Origin of the sequence: Agrobacterium vacciniicorymbosi (assembly GCF_040427045.1) — a bacterium.
Taxonomy (GTDB): domain Bacteria; phylum Pseudomonadota; class Alphaproteobacteria; order Rhizobiales; family Rhizobiaceae; genus Agrobacterium.
The window spans coordinates 91,762-111,295 of the sequence record NZ_JBETMF010000002.1 but is presented as its reverse complement, the minus strand read 5'-3'; the positions used below and the strand labels follow the sequence as shown (position 1 = coordinate 111,295).

Sequence of the window (19,534 nt, the reverse complement as noted above, 5' to 3'; positions counted from 1 at the left end):
TCTCTTGCGGTGCTGAAAGGGCGGAGGTGGAAAAGATCAGGCGCCGGTGGCCGGTTTCGACGGCAGGGCATCTCTTGCGGTGCCATTGACGAAGGCCATGTCCTGCACCGTCAGCTCTATATCGCGCAGCTCGCGATTGACCAGAAAATGTTCGGTTTCCTCAACCGTCACGGCCAGATCGAGCGTGGTCTCGTAGCGTGCCTTGAAGGCCTGGATGATCTCATCTACGATGACCTCTGGCGCAGACGCACCCGCAGACAGGCCAACCGTCTGCACATCACCAATCTCATTCCAGTCGATTTCGGCGGCGCGCTGCACCAGCACGGAGCGCTTGGCACCGGCGCGCAGTGCCACTTCCACCAGTCGCTTGGAGTTGGAGGAGTTCGGCGCACCGACGACGATGAACAGATCGCAGCCGGGAGCCGCCTGCTTGACCGCATCCTGACGGTTGGTGGTGGCGTAGCAGATGCTGTCTGCCGCAGGCGCCTGCATGGCCGGAAACCGTTCCTGCAACTTGGCGATCACGCCTGCCGTATCATCCACAGACAGCGTCGTCTGCGTTACGAAACCGAGATTTTCCGTATCGACCGGCTGATAGCGTGCGGCATCTTCGATGGTTTCGACCAGAGAAACAGACCCTTCCGGCAACTGCCCCATGGTGCCAATGACCTCCGGGTGGCCGGCATGTCCAATGAGGATGACATGGCGGCCAAGGCGCTGGTGGCGCATCGCCTGCTTGTGAACCTTGGAGACAAGCGGGCAGGTCGCATCCAGATAAAACAGGTTTCTGGCCTGCGCATCTTCCGGCACGGATTTCGGCACGCCATGCGCGGAAAACACCACCGGCTGCTGACGGTGCTCCGGCGGAATTTCGTTCAATTCTTCAACAAAAATCGCGCCCTTGGCTTCCAGCCCTTCAACCACATAGCGGTTATGGACGATCTCGTGGCGCACATAAACGGGGGCGCCATAGGCTTTCAGCGCCAGAACGACGATCTGGATGGCGCGATCGACACCGGCGCAAAAGCCGCGCGGGCCACAGAGCCTGATCGTCAGAGGCGGTTTGGAAACGGCAATATTCATTCCTTCTCCTTCAGCCTCCCGTGCGTCATTCTCTGGAATTTCTTACGCCCCGGACATAGGCAAAACCGACCACGATGACAAGGGCGAGTGCCAATCCGTACCATGTAATCGCATATTGAAGGTGATTATTCGGCAGATCGATCAGCGTCACGCCACCCTTTGGCCAGCCGCCGGGATTGGGGGCGGCATTGGCATCCACGAAAAACGGAACGAGTTGGGCAGGCGGAATGCCAGCGCGGCTGGCCATGGCCGACCAGTCTTTCCAGTAATAGATGTTCTTCGCCAGATCGTTTTCCGGCAGCAGGCTGGAGGGTTTTGTGGTCAGCCGGGCACGCGCCAGCCCTTCCACCGAAACGATACCGGCCACTTCGCCTGCCTCCCGTTTCGAAGGCTCTTTCATCTCGTAAGGTACAAAGCCGCGATTGATAAAAATCGCCCGACCATCGGAAAGGCGAAGCGGAGTGTAGATGTAATATCCGGTCTGACCCTCGAAGGTCGCGAAGAAATGCTGCTCCTTGGTATGATCGAAGGTGCCTGATAGCGCAACGGTACGATATTCGATATCGCCACCCGATGCCGCCAGCGCTTCAATATCCGAAAGCGGTGCGGGCGCGGCGTGGATGCGCTGCTGGATATCGACCAGCAAGCCCTCTTTCCAATACATGCGCTTGACCTGCCATGTGCCGAGCGCAACCAGAATGATAAGGGCAAGCAGGACAAGCGGTGCGGCGAACCACAGGCCCCGGTGCGATGGTTTGGCGCTGACGCTATCAGTCACGATCAAGCCTGCCTTCACTGGCATTGTTGCGATATTGCAGAGCGATCATGATGCCCTTCATCTTTTTGAGAAGAACGAGCGAAAGGATAATGGCGGTCGGAATCCAGATCAAGGCGTGCAGCCAAACGGGTGGCGCAAAGCGCGCATCGAACCACAGCGCCATGCCGATGATGAGAAAGCCGACGATGAGCATGACGAAGACCGCGGGCCCCTCGCCCGCATCCGCGAAAGCATAATTCAGGCCGCAGGCACTGCATTTGGGTTTCAGAGTCAAAAACCCCTGGAACAACCTGCCATGGCCGCAACGCGGACAGCAGCCGCGCAAGCCCACCTTTACCGGGTCAACAGGCGGATAGAGCGCCTCGTTTTCCTGCGTCATCATACCCTCCCCGTTTGCGAACCATCAAGCCGCAGAAAAACAAAGGGCGGCACGCGCCGCCCTTTGCTCAATCCGTCGTTTGACATCAATGTGCCAGCGGTGCGCCCCAGCCACCCCAGACGTAGATGGCGAAGAAGAGGAACAGCCAGACCACGTCCACGAAGTGCCAGTACCAAGCAGCGGCTTCGAAGCCGAAATGCTGCTTTGGCGTGAATCCGCCAGCAATGGCGCGGAACAGGCAGACCAGCAGGAAGATGGTGCCCACGAAGACGTGGAAGCCATGGAAGCCCGTGGACATGAAGAAGGTCGCGCCATAGATCGAATTTTTGAAGTCGAATGGCGCGTGCATGTATTCGTATACCTGCACCGTGGAGAAGAAGACACCGAGCGCAACCGTCAGTGCCAGCCCGGTGATGAGGCCCTTGCGATCATTGTGCAGCAGCGCATGGTGCGCCCAGGTCACGCAGGTGCCGGACAGAAGCAGGATGACGGTGTTGTAGAGCGGCAGATGCCATGGGTCGAGAACCTCGATACCCTTTGGCGGCCACTGACCACCCGTGAACTCCACGCGCGATGCCTGAATGGCTTCATGCGGATAGAGGCTGGCATCGAAATAGGCCCAGAACCATGCTACGAAGAACATGACTTCGGACGCGATGAACATGATCATGCCATAGCGCAGATGCAGCGACACAACGCGGGTATGGTGCCCCTCATTGCCCTCTTTCACCGTATCTGCCCACCACGCATACATGGTGTAGAGCACGATAGCGAGACCAATATAGAATAGCCATGGATGAGCCCATTCCAGACCGAACAGCTTCAAGGAGCCGCCATGCAGATAGCGCATGTAACAGACGCCACCGAAAGTTAGAAAAAAAGCACCAATCGAGGCCAGAAGCGGCCAGGGGCTGGGGTCTATGATATGGTAGTCGTGGTTTTTCTGATGTGTGTCTGCCATGTGATCGATCCCCGCAGGCTCTTCCCTAGTCTCACTCGATACAGTGGTCTTCGTTAAAAGCCCACCTCATGCAGTACGACCGAAACCGGCCGCACCTCCCTCTCTCAAAGTTTCGTCTCGTCACGTTCGGTCTTTGCCGGCAAGGACGCAACCGGTTTTTCCGTCTTGGACGGATAAAAAGTGTAGGACAGCGTCAAAGTATGGATGCCCTTGGTTTCCCGAGCCTTTACGATCTCCGGATCGATGAAGAATACCACCGGCATTTCCAGCGTTTCACCCGGCTGCAAGGTGGTTTCGGTAAAGCAGAAACACTGCACCTTATTGAAATAAGCACCGGCTTCCATGGGCGTTACGTTGAACACCGCGCTGCCGGTGGTGGCGACGGGCGAGCGATTCGTCGCCTTGAAGGTCACCTGCACGGTTTCGCCAATGCGTGGCTCAACCATTTTATCGACCGGGCGGAAATCCCAGTTGAGGCCGGTGGAGGTGTTGGCGTCGAAAGTCACCTTCATCGTCTTGTCGAGAATGACATCCGAATATTGTTCGACGCGCTGGGTGGTGCCGTTATAGCCGGTCACCTGACAGAAAAGGCGATAAAGCGGCACCGAGGCATAGGCCATGCCGACCATGCCGCAGACAAAAACCAGACACAGCACGAGAATCGAGCTGTTGCTCGTCTTCTTGCCCGTCGTTCCTGTTGTTGCCATGTCTCCTCCCCCTCTTTTCGTCCTGCGGTCAGAAACCGCCGATTTTTATGATGGTGATGATGTAGAAAAGCACGACCAGCGCCGCCAGCAGAAGACCGAGCGCAATGTTGCGCCCGCGTCTCGACCGCTTTTGTGCTTCGTTCAGCTTGATGGTTTCCATTATGCCGCTCCTCCGAACAACGTCAGAAATGACGGTGCGAGATGATCTGCCAGCAGGCCGGAGAAAATCGCGAACAGATAGAATACTGAATAGGCGAACATCTTCTTCGCCTGCACCATACGCTCATCACCGTCAGCCATGCGTCTGACCGAGATGGAACAGTATATGAAAATGGCGCTGAGAACCGCTGCAAATATGCCGTAGCCCGCACCTGCAAGACCGGTGAAGTAAGGCGCAACCGCCGCAACCGCCGTCAGAACGGCATAGGCGATCATCTGGTTCTTGGTGGAGCGTTCACCTGCAACATTCGGCATCATCGGAATGCCAACAGAGCCGTAGTCACGCATCTTGAACAGAGCGAGCGCCCAGAAATGCGCAGGCGTCCAGAGGAAGATGATGAGAAACAGAATGGTGCTATCGATGGACACGCCGCCGGTAACGCAGGCCCAGCCCAGCATGGGCGGGAATGCACCGGCAGCACCGCCGATGACGATGTTCTGCGGCGTCGAGCGCTTCAGCCACATGGTGTAGACGACGGCGTAGAAGAAGATTGTAAACGCCAGGAGGCCAGCCGCGAACCAGTTGACCGCAAGGCCGAGGATGGCGACCGAGAAGACCGACAGCGTGAGACCGAAAGCCAGTGCTTCGCCCGGCGCAACCCGTCCAGAAGGTATCGGGCGCTTGGCGGTGCGGGTCATGACGGCATCGATATCGGCGTCATACCACATGTTCAGCGCGCCGGATGCGCCAGCACCCACGGCAATACAGAGAATGGCAACCACGGCCAGCACGGGATTGATCGTTCCCGGTGCGAGAACGAGCCCCGCAAAACCGGTGAAGACCACCAGCGACATGACGCGGGGTTTCAGCAATTCGAAATAATCGCGCGCACCCGCTTCGGAAAGCTCGAGGCTTTCCATTCCCAGCGTGTCGCGATTGTCGATAACGGTCATTTTTCCTGCCTTCATGGGAAACGCCGCGCATATTTGCGGCGCTCCATTGTGTTTTGTCTCAGCGTGAAACTGGCATTTATCATGTTCAGTCGGGATACACGCTTGGACAAAATGCCTCAGCGGATACGGGGAAGCTGTTCCCACTGGTGATATGGCGGCGGCGAAGACAGCTGCCATTCCAGAGTGGTCGCACCTTCACCCCAAGGATTGTCACCGGCCACCCGCTTCTTGGCGAAGGCTTCCCAGACGCCGAAGAGGAAGATACCGACGGCAACCGCCGAGATATAGGAACCGTAGGACGATACCATGTTCCAGCCCGCATAGGCATCCGGATAGTCGATGTAACGGCGCGGCATGCCGGCCAGACCTAGGAAGTGCTGCGGGAAGAAGATGAGGTTGACGCCGACGAACATGACCCAGAAGTGCAGATTGCCGATCTTCTGGCTGTACATGTAACCGGTGATCTTCGGGAACCAGTAGTACCAGCCAGCAAAGATGGCGAACACGGCACCCAGCGACAGCACGTAATGGAAGTGCGCCACCACATAATAGGTGTCGTGCAGCGAACGGTCGAGACCGGCATTGGCCAGCTGAACGCCCGTGACACCACCCACCGTAAAGAGGAAGATGAAGCCAATGGCCCAGATCATCGGCGTGGTGAAGGTCAGCGAACCGCCCCACATCGTCGCGATCCACGAGAAGATCTTGATACCCGTAGGAACCGCGATGACCATGGTTGCGAAGACGAAGTAGCGCTGCGCTTCCAGCGACAGACCAACCGTATACATGTGGTGCGCCCACACGATGAAGCCGACGGCGCCGATGGCGACCATGGCATAAGCCATGCCGAGATAACCGAAGATCGGCTTCTTGGAGAAGGTCGAAACTATGTGGCTGATGATGCCGAAGCCGGGCAGGATCAGAATGTAGACTTCAGGGTGGCCGAAGAACCAGAACAGGTGCTGGTAAAGGATCGGGTCACCGCCGCCTTCCGGCGAGAAGAATGTCGTGCCGAAGTTGCGGTCCGTCAGCAGCATGGTGATGCCACCGGCGAGAACCGGCAGAGACAGCAGCAACAGGAACGCAGTGACCAGCACAGACCAGGCAAACAGCGGCATCTTGTGCAGGGTCATGCCCGGCGCACGCATGTTGAGGATGGTGGTGATGAAGTTGATGGCACCGAGAATGGAGGATGCACCGGCAACGTGCAGCGCAAAGATCGCAAGATCCACCGCTGGCCCCGGCATGCCGCTGGTTGAGAGCGGCGGATACATGGTCCAGCCGCCACCGACACCGTAAGCACCCGCCGGTCCTTCAACGAAGAGCGACAGAAGCAGCAGGATGAAGGCTGGCACGATGAGCCAGAAAGAAATGTTATTCAGACGCGGGAAAGCCATATCTGGCGCGCCGATCATGATCGGCACCATCCAGTTGGCAAAACCGCCGATCATGGCAGGCATGACCATGAAGAAGATCATGATCAGCGCATGTGCGGTGGTGAACACGTTGAACATGTGCTTGCCGCCATCAATGGCAGCGTCGCCTTCGAACCCGTAAACCATGGAAGCAAGTCCATGGAAAATCTGAATGCCCGGCTCCTGCAGCTCCATACGCATGACGACCGAAAGGCCGCCACCGATGATGCCGGCGATGATCGCGAAGATCAGATAGAGCGTGCCGATATCCTTGTGGTTCGTGGAAAGGAACCAGCGTTGGAAGAAAGTGGGCTTGTGCGCATGGTGCGCGTGATCATCGTGATGCGCGTCGTGCCCATGCGAATGGTCGTGCGAGTGATCGTCGTGTGCGGAATGTCCAGCCATTGTCCTCACTCCTTACGTTACTTGGTTTCGTTTTCGGCGACCTGAACGGCGCTTGGCGCACCATCCACAGAAGCCATGAGCGCCCGGTTGGCACCGCTCAGATCGGAAGCGGCGGCATCGTGCCAGGTTTTGTACTGCTCTTCGGAAACCACACGTATGGCGATTGGCATGAAGGCGTGATCCTTGCCGCAAAGCTCGGAACACTGCCCGTAATAAAGGCCTTCTTTTTCAGGCTTGAACCATGTTTCGTTGAGACGACCGGGTACCGCATCGATCTTGACGCCGAAAGCAGGCATGGCGAAAGCGTGAATGACATCGGTCGGCGCTGCGGTCACCAGCAGGCGAACCGTCTTGCCGACAGGAACAACCATTTCATTATCGACGGCGAGAAGACGCGGATAACGGGCCTTGTCTTCCTTGCCTGCGGCGGCACGGTCGACGTCCTTCAGAAGGTAGCTGTCGAAAGCCAGTGCCTCGCCGCCTTCAACGGCAGCATATTCATAATTCCACTGCCACTGCGTCGCGGTGGCCTTCAGCGTCAGATCCGGGTTTTCCGGCTGCGTCAACTGCGCATTGAGCAGGTTGAAGGACGGGAATGCCAGAAACATCAGGATGAGAACCGGCGCCAGCGTCCAAACAATCTCGATGGCCGTGTTGTGGCTGGTTTTCGAGGGAACCGGATTGGCGCGGGCGCGGAACTTGACCGCAACGACAATCAACAGAGCGAGCACGAACAGTGTGACCGGAACGATAAACCACAGCGTATATTGTTCGAACCAGCGAATCTCATGCATGATGGGCGTTGCCGCCTCCTGCAACCCCATCTGCCACTCTCTCGGCTGGTCAGCGTGCGCGCTGGCAGCCGTGAGCAGACAGATACTGCCCACCAAGCTTGCGTAAATTCTGTTAGTCACGGTACCTCTCCCTCACGCGTTTGATCATGATCAATCTCAAACGCAGAATCCATGCTTATAGAGTAGACTTCAAATCATAGTTTGCCCTTCGCCGCAATATCGCCTTGGTTGGCAAGCCACGCATTTTTAACGCTATACGTTCTCTGTGTTAAATGCGCCGAAGCCCAACAAATGGGCACTCAAAACCACCGCCGGTTGACAAACCGGGACATGCAGAGCACGGCGAAGTCCTATTTTGGCCGCACTCCCTTGGAATTGAGGACGGCGGCTCTTTCCTTTCCCGAACGGCAAGTCAAAATAGCCGCACTGATTCGAATTCCAGAGGTATCCATGCGTCTGTCTCCGATTGCGCGCGCTTTTCTTATCGCCGCCGGTCTTTCCATTATCGTTCCCGCTGCGGGTTTTGCCCAACAGCAGCCGGGTACGCCAAAATCGACGCATGGCGCTTGGTCTGTCATATGCGACAAGCCCGCTGGCGCATCCGAAGAGCAATGCGCGCTGATGCAGAACGTGATTGCGGACGACCGGCCGGAAGTCGGCCTATCCGTCGTCATTCTGAAAACGGCGGATCGCAAATCTCGCATCCTGCGCATTCTCGCACCGCTCGGCGTGCTGCTGAAGGACGGGATGGAACTATACATCGATAACAACAATATCGGCCGCGCCTATTTCACCCGCTGCTTCTCCGAAGGCTGCTATGTGGAAGTCGATATCGATGACGAGCTGCTGAAGGTTCTGCGCGCTGGCAAGAATGCCGTGTTTGCGTTGCGTGAATCCGTCGATCAGGACCGCGTCGGCATTCCCATCGAGCTTCGCGGCTTTGCCGAAGGCTACGACGCATTGCCATAAGCAATCTTGCGCCTTGGGGCTCCAGCACTTAAATGCGCTGTTAACAGCCACGACTGGAGCCTGCGATGACCCAAGACCTTTTGACCCTGTTCGATTGCGATGAAGGACAGTTGCGCGCCCAGATCGCCGATGCGCTTTCCGGTGCTGACGACGGCGAATTGTTTGTTGAACACGCCCAGTCGGAATCGCTGACCTTCGACAATGGTCGCCTCAAGGGTGGCAGCTTCAACACGGACCAGGGTTTCGGGCTTCGCGCCGTGGCCGGTGAGACCGTGGGTTATGCGCATGCGGGCGAGCTATCGCTGGGTGCTCTCAAGCGTGCCTCCGACGCCGTTGGCGCCGTGACCAAAGGCTATTCCGGCTCCTATGCCGCAGCCCCGCAGCGCACCAACAAGAAGCTCTACGGCGACGAGAACCCGATTGGGGCGCCGAGCTTTGAGGAAAAGGTCAAGCTTCTCACCGAAATCGATGCCTATCTGCGCGACAAGGACCCCAAGGTCCGCCAAGTGACGGCCAGCGTTTCCGCCAGCTGGCAGGTGGTGGATATTCTGCGCGCCGATGGCCATCGCGTCAGCGACATCCGCCCCATGACCCGCATCAATATTTCCGTGGTGGCTGGCGAAGGCGACCGACAGGAAAGCGGCTCTTACGGCATCGGCGGTCGTGTTGGCTTCGGAGATTTCATTAGCACCGAAAACTGGCAGCGCGGCGCAGATGAAGCCTTGCGGCAAGCGCTGGTCAACCTCACCGCCATCGATGCGCCTGCGGGTACCATGGATGTGGTGCTGGGCTCCGGCTGGCCGGGCGTGATGTTGCACGAGGCTGTCGGCCACGGCCTGGAAGGCGACTTCAACCGCAAGAAAACATCCGCCTTTGCGGGCCTGCTGGGAGAGATGGTGGCAGCACCCGGTGTGACTGTGGTGGATGATGGCACCATCGACAATCGCCGCGGCTCTCTGACCATCGACGACGAGGGCACGCCTTCGGCCTATAATGTCCTGATCGAAAACGGCAAGCTTGTCGGTTACATGCAGGACCGGCAGAACGCTCGCCTAATGGGCATGAAAGCGACCGGCAACGGTCGTCGTCAGGGTTACTCCCATGTGCCCATGCCGCGCATGACCAACACTTACATGCTGGGCGGTGATAAAACGCCGGAAGAAATCATCGCATCGGTCAAGAAGGGCATCTATGCGGTGTCCTTCGGCGGTGGTCAGGTGGATATCACCTCCGGCAAATTTGTTTTCGGCTGCACGGAAGCCTATCTCATCGAAAACGGCAAGATCGGCGCGCCGGTCAAGGGCGCCATGCTGATCGGCAACGGTCCGGATGCGATGAAGCGCGTGACGATGATCGGCAACGACATGAAACTTGATACCGGCATCGGCAATTGTGGCAAGGCAGGCCAATGGGTGCCCGTCGGCGTCGGCCAGCCGCATCTGCGCATGGACCAGATTACCGTCGGCGGGACGAAGGCGTAACGGAGCGCCATGCGGAAGCCTGCCGAAATCGCTTTATTGTCGATATGGGTGTTGGTCGCCTCAAGCGTTCTCACACATCTGTGGCTCACGCGACCTGACTGGTTTCCGCAATTTCCGCAACCACTTGCCGAAAAGCTCGTCGGGCTTTACGGGGCGGAGAATGCGGAGCAGGTGGCCGATCTGGAATTGATGATCGGCTTTGGCATTAGCATACCGCTCACGATCGTGCTCACATTTGTTGCCTTTAGGCTGCTACGTTCGCGTTGAATGGATCTGCGGCCTGCAACGTTTCCGCCGCAACGGAGTTACCTTTCCTGCGCATAAGCGCTATAGCAATTGTGTTTTTAAAGGTGACATGGCCCAAAAATGACTTTTACAGATAATGCCCTTGTTCCTGAACTGGCCGTGAGTGACTGGCCGAGAAGCCGGTCTTTTTATTGCGATCTCATTGGTTTTCATGTGGTTTATGAACGACCTGAAGAAGGCTTCACCTATCTGGCGCTGGGCGATGCGCAGCTGATGATCGACCAGATTGGTGCCGGGCGGACCTTCGAAGACGAAACCAGGCCGATGACATATCCATTGGGACAAGGCATGAACCTGCAATTGGTGGTGCCATCGCTGGAGGCCATTCTGGAGCGGTTGGAGCGCGCAGAGATTTCGCTGTTTCTGCCGCTGGAAGAGAAGTGGTATCGGCGCGGCGAGACCGAAGTCGGCAACCGGCAATTCGTCGTTGCCGACCCGGACGGTTATCTCATCCGGCCTTTCGAAAGCCTGGGCGAGCGCCCATTCCGGTTCGGCTAAACGATGGCGGGGGTGTTGCGCAGACCAAAAGCGGTCATTTTCGACATGGATGGGCTGCTGATCGAAAGCGAGAAGCACTACCGGGATTCATTTCTGGCCGCTTCCGATGAGGGCGGACACGGCATGGCTGTCGATGTCTATCAACGGGTCTGCGGCAGTCCGTGGGATGTGATCACCAAGACCATTCGCACCGAATATGGTGAGGATTTTCCAATGGATGCTTTCCGCGATGCCTGGCTTCGGCATCTGGCGATCCAGATGGCGGATGGTGTGGCGCTGAAAGCGGGTGTTCTCGAAATCCTCGATCTGTTGGATGAACTCGGCCTGCCGCGGGCCATCGCCACCTCCTCCGGCCACGAATCCGTCAATCGTCACCTCGGCCCTGTCGATGTTTTGCGTCGTTTCGACCACGTTCTCGCGCGTGGCGATTACGCCGAACCGAAACCATCGCCCCTGCCCTATCTAACCGCCGCCGAACGTCTCGGCATCGATCCCCGGGATTGCGTGGCGCTTGAGGATTCCTATCACGGCGTTCAGTCCGCATGGAGCGCTGGGACGCAGACGATCATGGTGCCGGATGTCGCGCCCGCAACGGAAGCGATGCGCGAGAAATGCGTCGCGATCTGCGATAGTCTTTTCGACGTTGCGACGCTTCTGAAATCCGCACGGAACTAAAGAGCGCTTGTCGATAAGGATCATGCGGCACGACCTTTCAGCGTGCCGCATGTTGATGAATCACGGATACATCCGCACCTTCGACCATGGTCCTTCCGGCGTATCGCGGCGGAATTCGACGCGGTCGTGCAGGCGGAATTTGCGGTCGTGCCAGAATTCGATGGTCAGCGGCTGAATACGAAAGCCCGACCAGTGCGGCGGACGGGGAATATCGCCGATGGCATATTTGGCGGTATATTCGGCCACTGCCTTTTCCAGCGCAAAACGGCTTTCCAGCGGACGCGACTGTTTGGATGCCCAGGCACCAATGCGGCTGCCGCGTGGGCGCGACGCGTAATATTCGTCCGCCTCTGCATTGCTTACCACTTCCACCAGACCGCGCACGCGCACCTGCCTGCGCAGGCTTTTCCAGTGAAAACACATGGCCGCCTTTTTTTGGCCAAGCAGTTCGTGGCCTTTGCGGCTTTCGAAGTTGGTATAGAAAACGAAGCCCCGCTCATCGGCATGTTTCAACAGAACCATACGCACGCTGGGCATGCCTTCCTCATCCACGGATGCGAGCGCGACGGCGTTCGGATCGTTTATTTCCTCGGCTGTTGCATCGCGCAACCAGTCCGCAAAAAGTGAGAAAGGTTCATTTTCCTCAGTAAAGTCACTGGATGTTAACCCGCTTTCCGACATATTGAATAAAATGCTCCTGAGCTGATTTGCACACCAGAGATGGATTCTGGTTTATAGATGGTGAACGTCATAGCAAAGTCGAACAGTCGAACAAAGAGCTTCTTGTCCTCAGTCGTGGGTGTTTCCGCAACTGCTTGCATGGCTGCCATGTTGACCAGCTGCGTCAGCCTCGATCTGTTCGGTGGCGAGAAGGTCGATCGATCCCTCTCCACGGCTTCCGTTCCCAACCAGCAGAATACCCAGACACAGTCCGACGATACGACCATCCGTAATGCCGTGACCTCTGCCGATCTCGCCAAGATTTCGGATTCCCCCCTGCCCTGGGCCAATGCGGCTACAGGCAGTGCCGGTGTCGTAACCGCCATTCGTGAGGACCGCACCAGCGGCTTCGTCTGCCGCGAATTCGACACCACCCGCCATTCCTTCGAGGGCGTTGCCAGCTATAGCGGCCAGGCATGTCTTTCCGAAACGGGTGAATGGCTGATGACCCGCTTCAACCAGAAATAAAGCGTTTACCCTGTCTTTCAGAACAGGTCGGCCAAGCCCCGCTGCGGGCGGCCCGTAAAGGTCTGATTAGCAACTTCTTGCCACAGTCAATCCGAATTGAAAACGAACGATGCAACGCAATTGAAGCTGAGCACGTTCAAGGCGGGTGTACTTCGTGTTGCAGGCTTTTCATGATGAAAATATTAGGCCTCAGCCGACAAGCGTAATTGGTGGTTCGGATGCGTGATCCTTACTCTATTCTCGGCGTTCAAAGAGACGCCGGATCGGATGAAATCAAGGCGGCCTGGCGGTCGCAGGCGAAAGCCGTGCATCCCGATCATAACCAGACAGACCCCGATGCCACCGCCCGCTTTGCAGAAGTTGGTCAGGCCTATGATTTGTTGAAAGACCCCAAGAAGCGCGGTCTTTACGATCAGGCCAGACGTGCCGCCGAAAACAAGAAACGCGACCAGACCATCATTCAGCAGCGCGAAGCGGCCAAACAGGCAGCAGCGCGTGCCAAAGCCGCTGAAAAACTGATGGAAGAACTGGCCAGAGCCCAGGCCCGCACCACCAAGGTCGAGGCGACAACCGACACCAATGCCAAGCCTGAATCGGCTGAAGACATGCTGGAGCGCATTTTCGGCGCAGAAGCCAAGGTGAAAGCGGCGTCCATCAAGACTGGCGCTGACGCATCCGAGACTGCGGCTGAAGACGGCTCGGCAACGCATGGCGACAAGTCGGATGGCGGATCGGCCAGCTCCACCAGCTTCTTCGCAGCCCTGCTGCGCCGCATTCGCCGCGCACCCGCTGTTCCCGAAAAGGCACCTGATATCACCGCAGAAGCCACCGTTTCCGTCACCGATCTGATCGAGCAGAAATGGATGACGATCAATATGCCTGAGGACCGGGAGGTTCGCTTCCAGCTGGAACCCGGCATGACGGATGGTTACGTCGTGCGACTGAAGGGTCAGGGACTGAAATTGCCCGAAGCCGCGCGTGGCGATCTGGTGGTGACGCTTCTTGCTTCCCGCGAAGGCCCCTTCTCCATTCAGAATTTCGATATCCACACGACTTTGCCGATCTCGTTGGCAGACGCCGTGCTGGGCTGTGAGGCCGCCGTTCAATCGCCGCACGGCGAATTGAAGGTGGCGGTTCCGGCATGGTCCGGCTCCGACCGCGCCATTCGCGTGGAAGGCAAGGGCCTGGCAGATGGCGCCGGCGGTCACGGCGATTTCGTCGTCGAACTGCGCATCGTGCTTCTGGATACGCCGGATGCCAAGGTCATGGACCTGATGCGCCACATGCGCGAAGGACTTTATCTCTAGGCTGTGACAAGTGCCGCATAGCCGGTTACCGGCTTTCGGCACGGATTTTCCGGCTTTCACCCAGATAAATTGGCTTAACAAAGCGCAATTGTGCCGAAAGGCGTGAACAACGCACCTTTATTGCATTCCGTCACATGAGATGATCTGAGCCCTGCTTGAACCGGCGTTCGGCCTATGCCATAGGCAAGTTCGATTTAAGTATAGGGAGCATCCAATGGCTCAGACATCCGGCCTCATGGCTGGCAAGCGCGGCCTCATCATGGGCGTCGCAAACAATCGTTCCATTGCCTGGGGCATTGCCAAGGCATGCGCTGATGCCGGCGCGGAACTGGCTTTCACCTGGCAGGGCGATGCGCTGAAGAAGCGCGTTGAACCACTGGCGCAGGAACTGGGCGCGTTTATGGCCGGACACTGCGATGTGACCGATCTTGAAACCATCGATGCCGTTTTTTCCAATCTCGAAGCTCATTGGGGCAAGATCGATTTCGTCGTTCACGCCATCGCCTTCTCCGATAAGGATGAATTGACAGGCCGTTACCTCGACACCAGCCGCGATAACTTCAACCGCACCATGGATATCTCGGTCTATTCGCTGGCAGCCGTTGCCAAGCGCGCCGACCCGATCATGAATGATGGCGGTTCGCTGCTGACGCTGACCTATTACGGCGCTGAAAAAGTCATGCCGAACTACAACGTCATGGGCGTTGCAAAGGCTGCTCTCGAAGCCAGCGTTCGCTATCTCGCGGTCGATCTCGGCGGTCGCGGCATTCGCGTCAACGCTGTTTCGGCTGGCCCGATCAAGACACTCGCTGCCTCGGGCATCGGTGATTTCCGCTATATTCTGAAGTGGAACGAATATAACGCACCGCTGAAGCGCACGGTTTCCATCGAGGAAGTCGGCAAGTCGGCGCTCTATCTTCTGTCTGATCTGTCCACTGGCGTCACGGGTGAAGTGCACCATGTGGATTCCGGTTACCACACAATCGGCATGAAAGCGGTAGACGCACCCGACATCTCTGTCGTAAAGGACTAAAGCGATTGCGCCGCCGGATTTTCCAGCGCGGCGCAACGTCCTTGAATGACAGAGTAAGACAGGAGTGCCGCTTTGCTGGTCTATGTTATCCGTCACGGACAAACAGACTGGAATGCGATCCGCAGGCTGCAAGGCCAAAAAGATATTCCCCTCAATGATTTCGGTCGCTCACAGGCGGTCGAAAACGGCAAGACCCTCTCCCGCGTTCTCGGAAACACTGCCGAGGATTTCGACTATGTCGCCAGCCCGCTTGGTCGCACGCGCGAGACGATGGAACTGGTGCGCGGGGCCATGGGGCTAGACCCGCAGGCCTACCGCACCGATGAGCGGCTTGTCGAAGTCTCCTTCGGTGATTGGGAAGGCCACACGCTTCCCGAACTGAAAATTGCCCACCCTGAAAAAGTTAGAGCGCGCAAGGCCGCCAAGTGGGACTTCATTCCACCGGGCGAGGATGCGGAAAGCTACGAAATCCTGTCCTGGCGGATCGGCGCGTGGCTGTCTTCGGTGGAGCGCCAGACGGTCTGCGTCTGCCACGGCGGCGTCATTCGCTCCATGTTCCGCCTCGTCTCTGGCATGGACAAGGATGAAGCTGCGGAAATTCCTATTCCGCAGGACCGGATATTGCGCGTGGAAACGGACAAGCGGATCGCCGAATGGATCGATCTGCCGATTGAAGCGTAAGACGCCTTACTGGACGACTTCGAGGTCGTCCACGACGCGCTTGCCATCGACTTCGGTGTAGAAGACGACAACCTTCACACCGGCCTGCAAACCATCGAAATTGAACTCTTCCGGCACCTTGTAGCTCTTGCCATCGGCAAGCGTGATGGTGAGGCCCTTCACATCGACCTTGCTGATGGTCGACTCGACATCCACGCTTTGCGAGAACGCATTGAAGGGTGCAAACAGACTTGCTGTGGCCATAAGTGCGGCAATCATGAAACGCATCGCTATAGCTTTCTTAAGGCTGCTGAAAAACTTCGTCTGCGACAAGATTTGCCTCCCGAATGTGGCGGAATTCGCCCGCAAGCATGACATTTTCAGTCCAATTGATGAATGGAATTTAACCTTTAATCAAGCCTTTAGGCAAGGCGTCCGCGCCAAGGGCGCGTGTGTCCACTTGTTCCATAATTGTTAATTTAGCGATAACAGATACACAAAGTTACACCAAGTGATTCAGAATATATTGTGTTTTACGCTGTATAGCAGAGGCGGAATACGTGCCTCCAAAGGATAATGCAGCGTGAATGTTTGGGCCAATATTGGGAAACGCCTTAACGAAGTCATAAAAAAACGGATCATGGCAGCCCTCATGGCTTTGGCCATGGCCGGTATTGTGATGAGTGCGTTCAACCTTATCGACCACCGAAGCGCCGCGTCCATTCGCGAAGATTTGGAAATGCACGCCCGTTATGCGCTGGATATGCTGCATGACAGTCTGGTGATGCGGCTGAAGACGGATGTTGCGACGCTGACATCGTTTGGGCATTACGCAAGATTATCCGCAAGCAATCCTTCGCCGGAACTGGACAAGATTGCCGACTATCAGCTGCAGCATTCCTATCATTTCATTGCCTTGGGCTTTGCCCGCGATTTTCAGCTGCAGAAGCTCTACGCTTCCGAAACGCCCACTGATTTCCCCGCCGACCAGATCAGCGCGATGCTGAGCGACCGGCTGGCGAAACTGGCCGCCATGCCTGAGAAAGATCGCCTGCCGGAAACGCAGGTCTTCGAAGCTGCCGAAGGCGGCACCATCATGGTCATCGTCACCATGCCGCCAGCAAGTGCGGGCAACGCTTCGAAGGACGATCTGGTTCTGGCCGTCGTTGATCGGCGCAAGCTTCTGCATTCCATCGGTTACGATACGCAGGCCCCGCTGGATGAAACATCGCGCGACATCCGCTTCGAAATCAGGGACACGGTCACCAATGAAATCGTAAGCAAGGTTCTCGAGCCGCTTCACGAAGACCCGGTCGTCCGGTCCGTGAATTTGCCGGGCTCGAGCTGGGAAATCCGCGCAACACCCGCGTCTGGATGGGATGCGGTCAAGCCCTATTACCGTTCGCTGCGCACCACGCTGGCCATTGCGGCGATTTCCATGCTGCTGCCGATCATTGTTGCTGCGCTGCTGTTGTCCGAGCGCAACCGCAATATCCAGACGCTTCGCCTGCGCGAAACCCGGCTGCTAGAGCTTTCCCAGCGCTTTAAGCTGGCGATGGATTCTTCCAATATCGGCATCTGGGAAATCGAAAACGATACGTCGCGCTGTTATCTGGATGACCGGGCCGCAAGCCTGCACGGATTTCCGATGTTGGAACAGCGCCTGCTGCTAACGGAATGGCTGACGGCGCTGGTTGTTGAGGATCGGTCGAAAGCGGCGCGTTTCTTCTTCAACTGCTCCTCCGGCCAACAAACGTCTTCGGAGGTTTACCGCGTTCCCGTGGCTGATGGCACCGTGCGCTATCTGCGCTCTGCCGGTTCGAGCTATATCAAGCCGGATGGATCGCACCAGACCACCGGCATTCTCTGGGATGTCACGTCCGATATGCTGATGGCGCACAAGCTGCGTGAGGCAAAGGACACCACCGACATCAAGAATGCCGAGCTTGAACTTGCGCTGCATGAGCTTTCCAGCCGTGAACACGAGCTTGAGGAACTGTCCGGACGCCTGCGGCTTGCGCTCGAATCCTACAACTGCGGCATCTGGGAAGCGACGCATGACTATTCGCACGCGATATGGAACGAACGCATGTGCGAACTCTACGGCCTGCCGCCGCAGCCGGAGCGACATGTAACGCGGGAAGACTTTCTCCGCTGCCTGCACCCGGACGAGTTGGAGAACGCCTTTGGCGATGGCTCGCGAAGCGAAGACGATCCCTACAGGGCTTCGACGCAGCGGGTGATCCTACCCGATGGTAGTCTGCACTATGTCAAAGCCGTTGGTCGTCTTCACGTCAACCGCCATGGCCACAAGAAGATCGTTGGCATCGCCTTTGATGTCACGGCTGATGTTCTGCTGTCAGAACAGCTGAAAAATGCCAAGAACGAGGCAGAGGCCAAGAACGCCGAGCTGGAGCAGGCCAAAACCCGTATCGAGCACAATGCGCTGCACGATCCCCTCACCGGCCTTGCCAACCGCCGCAAGCTGGACCACGAGCTGGACGCCCTGTCGTCACCCTTCCCTCTGGAGCGGAAGCGCTTTGCGATCCTGCATCTCGATCTCGACCGCTTCAAGCAGATCAACGACACGCTGGGTCATGCCGCGGGCGATGCGGTGCTTGTTCACGCAGCCAAGATATTGACCGCCAATGTACGCGAGACCGATGTGGTCGCCCGCATCGGCGGCGACGAATTCGTTATTCTCATGCGCCAGCTGCATGACAAGGACAATATCAAGGCGGTTGCGGCGAAGATCATTGCTGCTCTCAGCAAGCCCTTCGATTTCGATGGTTTCACCTGCCGCTGCGGCGTTTCGATTGGTATTGCCTTCGGTGAGACGAGTTCCACAGACGCCCGCCGCACCCTGATCAATGCCGACCTTGCGCTTTACCGCGCCAAGGCAACGGGGCGAAACCGTTACGAATTCTTCACCCAGAACCTTCAGGCCGAAATCGTCAACCACAAGCGAACGGCGGACGAAATTCTGACCGGGCTGGAAAGAGGGGAATTCGAAGCCTGGTACCAGCCGCAATTCTGCGCCAACACGCATGCTTTGACCGGCGTCGAAGCACTGGTTCGCTGGCGCCATCCTGTCAGAGGCATTCTGACCCCGGATAAGTTCCTGAAGATTGCCGAGGAAATCAACGTCGTCTCGACGATCGATCAGGTCGTTCTGCAACAGGCGCTGCAAGACAAGGAAATCTGGCGCATCAAGGGCATTCATGTGCCGCGCGTATCCGTCAACGTCTCTGTGCGCCGTCTGCATGACGATCACCTCATCGATAGCCTCAAGGAGCTTTCCATCCGCCCCGGCGAAATCACCTTCGAACTGGTGGAATCGATCTTCCTTGATGAAAACGAGGATATTGCCGCCAGCAATATCGAGCGGATCAAGGCGCTGGGTATCGACATCGAAATCGATGATTTCGGCACGGGCCACACTTCTATCATCAGCCTTCTGCGGCTCAAGCCCAAGCGGCTGAAGATAGACCGGCAGCTGGTCATGCCCATTCTCACCTCTCCGCAGGAACGGTCGCTGGTGCGTTCCATCATCGACATCGCCCATTCGCTGGGTGTGGAAACCATTGCAGAGGGCGTGGAAACGCAGGACCATGCGCTTCTGCTGCGGCAACTGGGCTGCGACATGGTTCAAGGCTATGCCTTTGCCAAACCGCTGCCGCCGGAAGATTTCTCGGCTTTCGCAACCGGCGAACACTGGCGCAAGGTGTCCTGACGCCGGGAGAGATGCCACAGAGGGAACCGATTTGGCAAAAGAAAGGCTT

Annotated in this window: 21 protein-coding genes; 10 read left to right on the top strand and 11 right to left on the bottom strand. The window is 57.4% G+C overall.

What is annotated here, in order from left to right; genetic code table 11:
• Positions 1–36: 36 nt before the first annotated feature.
• The 9 genes from ispH to coxB all read right to left on the bottom strand — a co-directional run bounded on the left by ispH (position 37) and on the right by coxB (position 7,755).
• Complete coding sequence (gene ispH / locus ABUK73_RS03690) at positions 37–1,083, bottom strand: 4-hydroxy-3-methylbut-2-enyl diphosphate reductase (RefSeq protein WP_353576090.1); 1,047 nt, start codon at positions 1,081–1,083, stop codon at positions 37–39.
• A 25-nt stretch (positions 1,084–1,108) separates the two neighbouring features.
• Positions 1,109–1,885 carry an SURF1 family protein gene (locus ABUK73_RS03685; protein ID WP_353576089.1) on the bottom strand — a complete coding sequence of 259 codons (777 nt, stop codon included), beginning with the start codon at positions 1,883–1,885 and terminating at the stop codon, positions 1,109–1,111.
• Complete coding sequence (locus tag ABUK73_RS03680) at positions 1,854–2,240, bottom strand: DUF983 domain-containing protein (protein WP_113088642.1); 387 nt, start codon at positions 2,238–2,240, stop codon at positions 1,854–1,856. The genes ABUK73_RS03685 and ABUK73_RS03680 overlap by 32 nt, the downstream gene beginning before the upstream one ends.
• Before the next feature lie 85 nt (positions 2,241–2,325).
• Positions 2,326–3,201 (bottom strand): cytochrome c oxidase subunit 3, encoded by an 876-nt coding sequence (locus ABUK73_RS03675; protein WP_353576088.1) that lies wholly within the window; start codon positions 3,199–3,201, stop codon positions 2,326–2,328.
• A gap of 104 nt (positions 3,202–3,305) precedes the next feature.
• Positions 3,306–3,908 carry a cytochrome c oxidase assembly protein gene (locus tag ABUK73_RS03670; protein WP_113088644.1) on the bottom strand — a complete coding sequence of 201 codons (603 nt, stop codon included), beginning with the start codon at positions 3,906–3,908 and terminating at the stop codon, positions 3,306–3,308.
• A 28-nt stretch (positions 3,909–3,936) separates the two neighbouring features.
• Positions 3,937–4,068: a hypothetical protein gene (locus tag ABUK73_RS03665; protein WP_113088645.1), complete on the bottom strand. Its 132-nt coding sequence runs from the start codon at positions 4,066–4,068 to the stop codon at positions 3,937–3,939.
• Entirely contained in the window at positions 4,068–5,021 is a 954-nt protein-coding gene (locus ABUK73_RS03660; RefSeq protein ID WP_353576449.1) for a heme o synthase, read from the bottom strand. The genes ABUK73_RS03665 and ABUK73_RS03660 overlap by 1 nt, the downstream gene beginning before the upstream one ends.
• 116 nt (positions 5,022–5,137) lie before the next feature.
• A complete protein-coding gene (gene ctaD / locus ABUK73_RS03655) occupies positions 5,138–6,841 on the bottom strand; it encodes a cytochrome c oxidase subunit I (RefSeq protein WP_353576087.1) in 1,704 nt (567 codons plus the stop codon).
• Positions 6,842–6,858: 17 nt separating this feature from the next.
• Positions 6,859–7,755 carry a cytochrome c oxidase subunit II gene (gene coxB, locus ABUK73_RS03650; protein WP_113088648.1) on the bottom strand — a complete coding sequence of 299 codons (897 nt, stop codon included), beginning with the start codon at positions 7,753–7,755 and terminating at the stop codon, positions 6,859–6,861.
• Between the two features lie 330 nt (positions 7,756–8,085).
• Here coxB and ABUK73_RS03645 point away from each other — a divergent pair, with 330 nt between their 5' ends.
• From ABUK73_RS03645 to ABUK73_RS03625, 5 genes are all read left to right on the top strand, one after another.
• Positions 8,086–8,604 (top strand): invasion associated locus B family protein, encoded by a 519-nt coding sequence (locus tag ABUK73_RS03645; protein ID WP_113088758.1) that lies wholly within the window; start codon positions 8,086–8,088, stop codon positions 8,602–8,604.
• Between the two features lie 65 nt (positions 8,605–8,669).
• Positions 8,670–10,085 carry a metalloprotease TldD gene (tldD, locus tag ABUK73_RS03640; protein WP_353576086.1) on the top strand — a complete coding sequence of 472 codons (1,416 nt, stop codon included), beginning with the start codon at positions 8,670–8,672 and terminating at the stop codon, positions 10,083–10,085.
• Positions 10,086–10,094: 9 nt separating this feature from the next.
• A complete protein-coding gene (locus tag ABUK73_RS03635) occupies positions 10,095–10,352 on the top strand; it encodes a hypothetical protein (RefSeq protein WP_353576085.1) in 258 nt (85 codons plus the stop codon).
• Between the two features lie 99 nt (positions 10,353–10,451).
• Positions 10,452–10,889, top strand: a complete 438-nt coding sequence (locus tag ABUK73_RS03630; RefSeq protein WP_113088650.1) for a bleomycin resistance protein — start codon at positions 10,452–10,454, stop codon at positions 10,887–10,889.
• Positions 10,890–10,904: 15 nt separating this feature from the next.
• Positions 10,905–11,564 (top strand): HAD family hydrolase, encoded by a 660-nt coding sequence (locus ABUK73_RS03625; RefSeq protein ID WP_454892320.1) that lies wholly within the window; start codon positions 10,905–10,907, stop codon positions 11,562–11,564.
• 60 nt (positions 11,565–11,624) lie between these two features.
• Here the strand turns inward: ABUK73_RS03625 and pdxH are convergent, their stop codons facing one another.
• Positions 11,625–12,245, bottom strand: a complete 621-nt coding sequence (pdxH, locus tag ABUK73_RS03620; protein WP_353576083.1) for a pyridoxamine 5'-phosphate oxidase — start codon at positions 12,243–12,245, stop codon at positions 11,625–11,627.
• Positions 12,246–12,383: 138 nt separating this feature from the next.
• Between pdxH and ABUK73_RS03615 the strand changes: the two genes are divergently transcribed.
• The 4 genes from ABUK73_RS03615 (at position 12,384) to ABUK73_RS03600 (ending at position 15,773) form a co-directional block, all read left to right on the top strand.
• Positions 12,384–12,752, top strand: a complete 369-nt coding sequence (locus ABUK73_RS03615; protein ID WP_353576082.1) for an RT0821/Lpp0805 family surface protein — start codon at positions 12,384–12,386, stop codon at positions 12,750–12,752.
• A 218-nt stretch (positions 12,753–12,970) separates the two neighbouring features.
• The gene (locus tag ABUK73_RS03610) at positions 12,971–14,059 is read left to right on the top strand and encodes a DnaJ C-terminal domain-containing protein (protein ID WP_353576081.1); all 1,089 of its coding nucleotides are present in this window, start codon (positions 12,971–12,973) and stop codon (positions 14,057–14,059) included.
• A gap of 214 nt (positions 14,060–14,273) precedes the next feature.
• Positions 14,274–15,092, top strand: coding sequence for an enoyl-ACP reductase FabI (gene fabI / locus ABUK73_RS03605; protein ID WP_113088654.1), 819 nt, complete (start codon positions 14,274–14,276; stop codon positions 15,090–15,092).
• Between the two features lie 72 nt (positions 15,093–15,164).
• Positions 15,165–15,773 (top strand): histidine phosphatase family protein, encoded by a 609-nt coding sequence (locus ABUK73_RS03600; RefSeq protein ID WP_353576080.1) that lies wholly within the window; start codon positions 15,165–15,167, stop codon positions 15,771–15,773.
• Between the two features lie 6 nt (positions 15,774–15,779).
• Here ABUK73_RS03600 and ABUK73_RS03595 read toward each other — a convergent pair whose 3' ends face one another.
• Positions 15,780–16,040, bottom strand: a complete 261-nt coding sequence (locus ABUK73_RS03595; protein ID WP_113088760.1) for a DUF1344 domain-containing protein — start codon at positions 16,038–16,040, stop codon at positions 15,780–15,782.
• A gap of 352 nt (positions 16,041–16,392) precedes the next feature.
• Here ABUK73_RS03595 and ABUK73_RS03590 point away from each other — a divergent pair, with 352 nt between their 5' ends.
• A complete protein-coding gene (locus ABUK73_RS03590; RefSeq protein ID WP_353576079.1) occupies positions 16,393–19,485 on the top strand; it encodes a bifunctional diguanylate cyclase/phosphodiesterase in 3,093 nt (1,030 codons plus the stop codon).
• Positions 19,486–19,534: the final 49 nt, after the last annotated feature.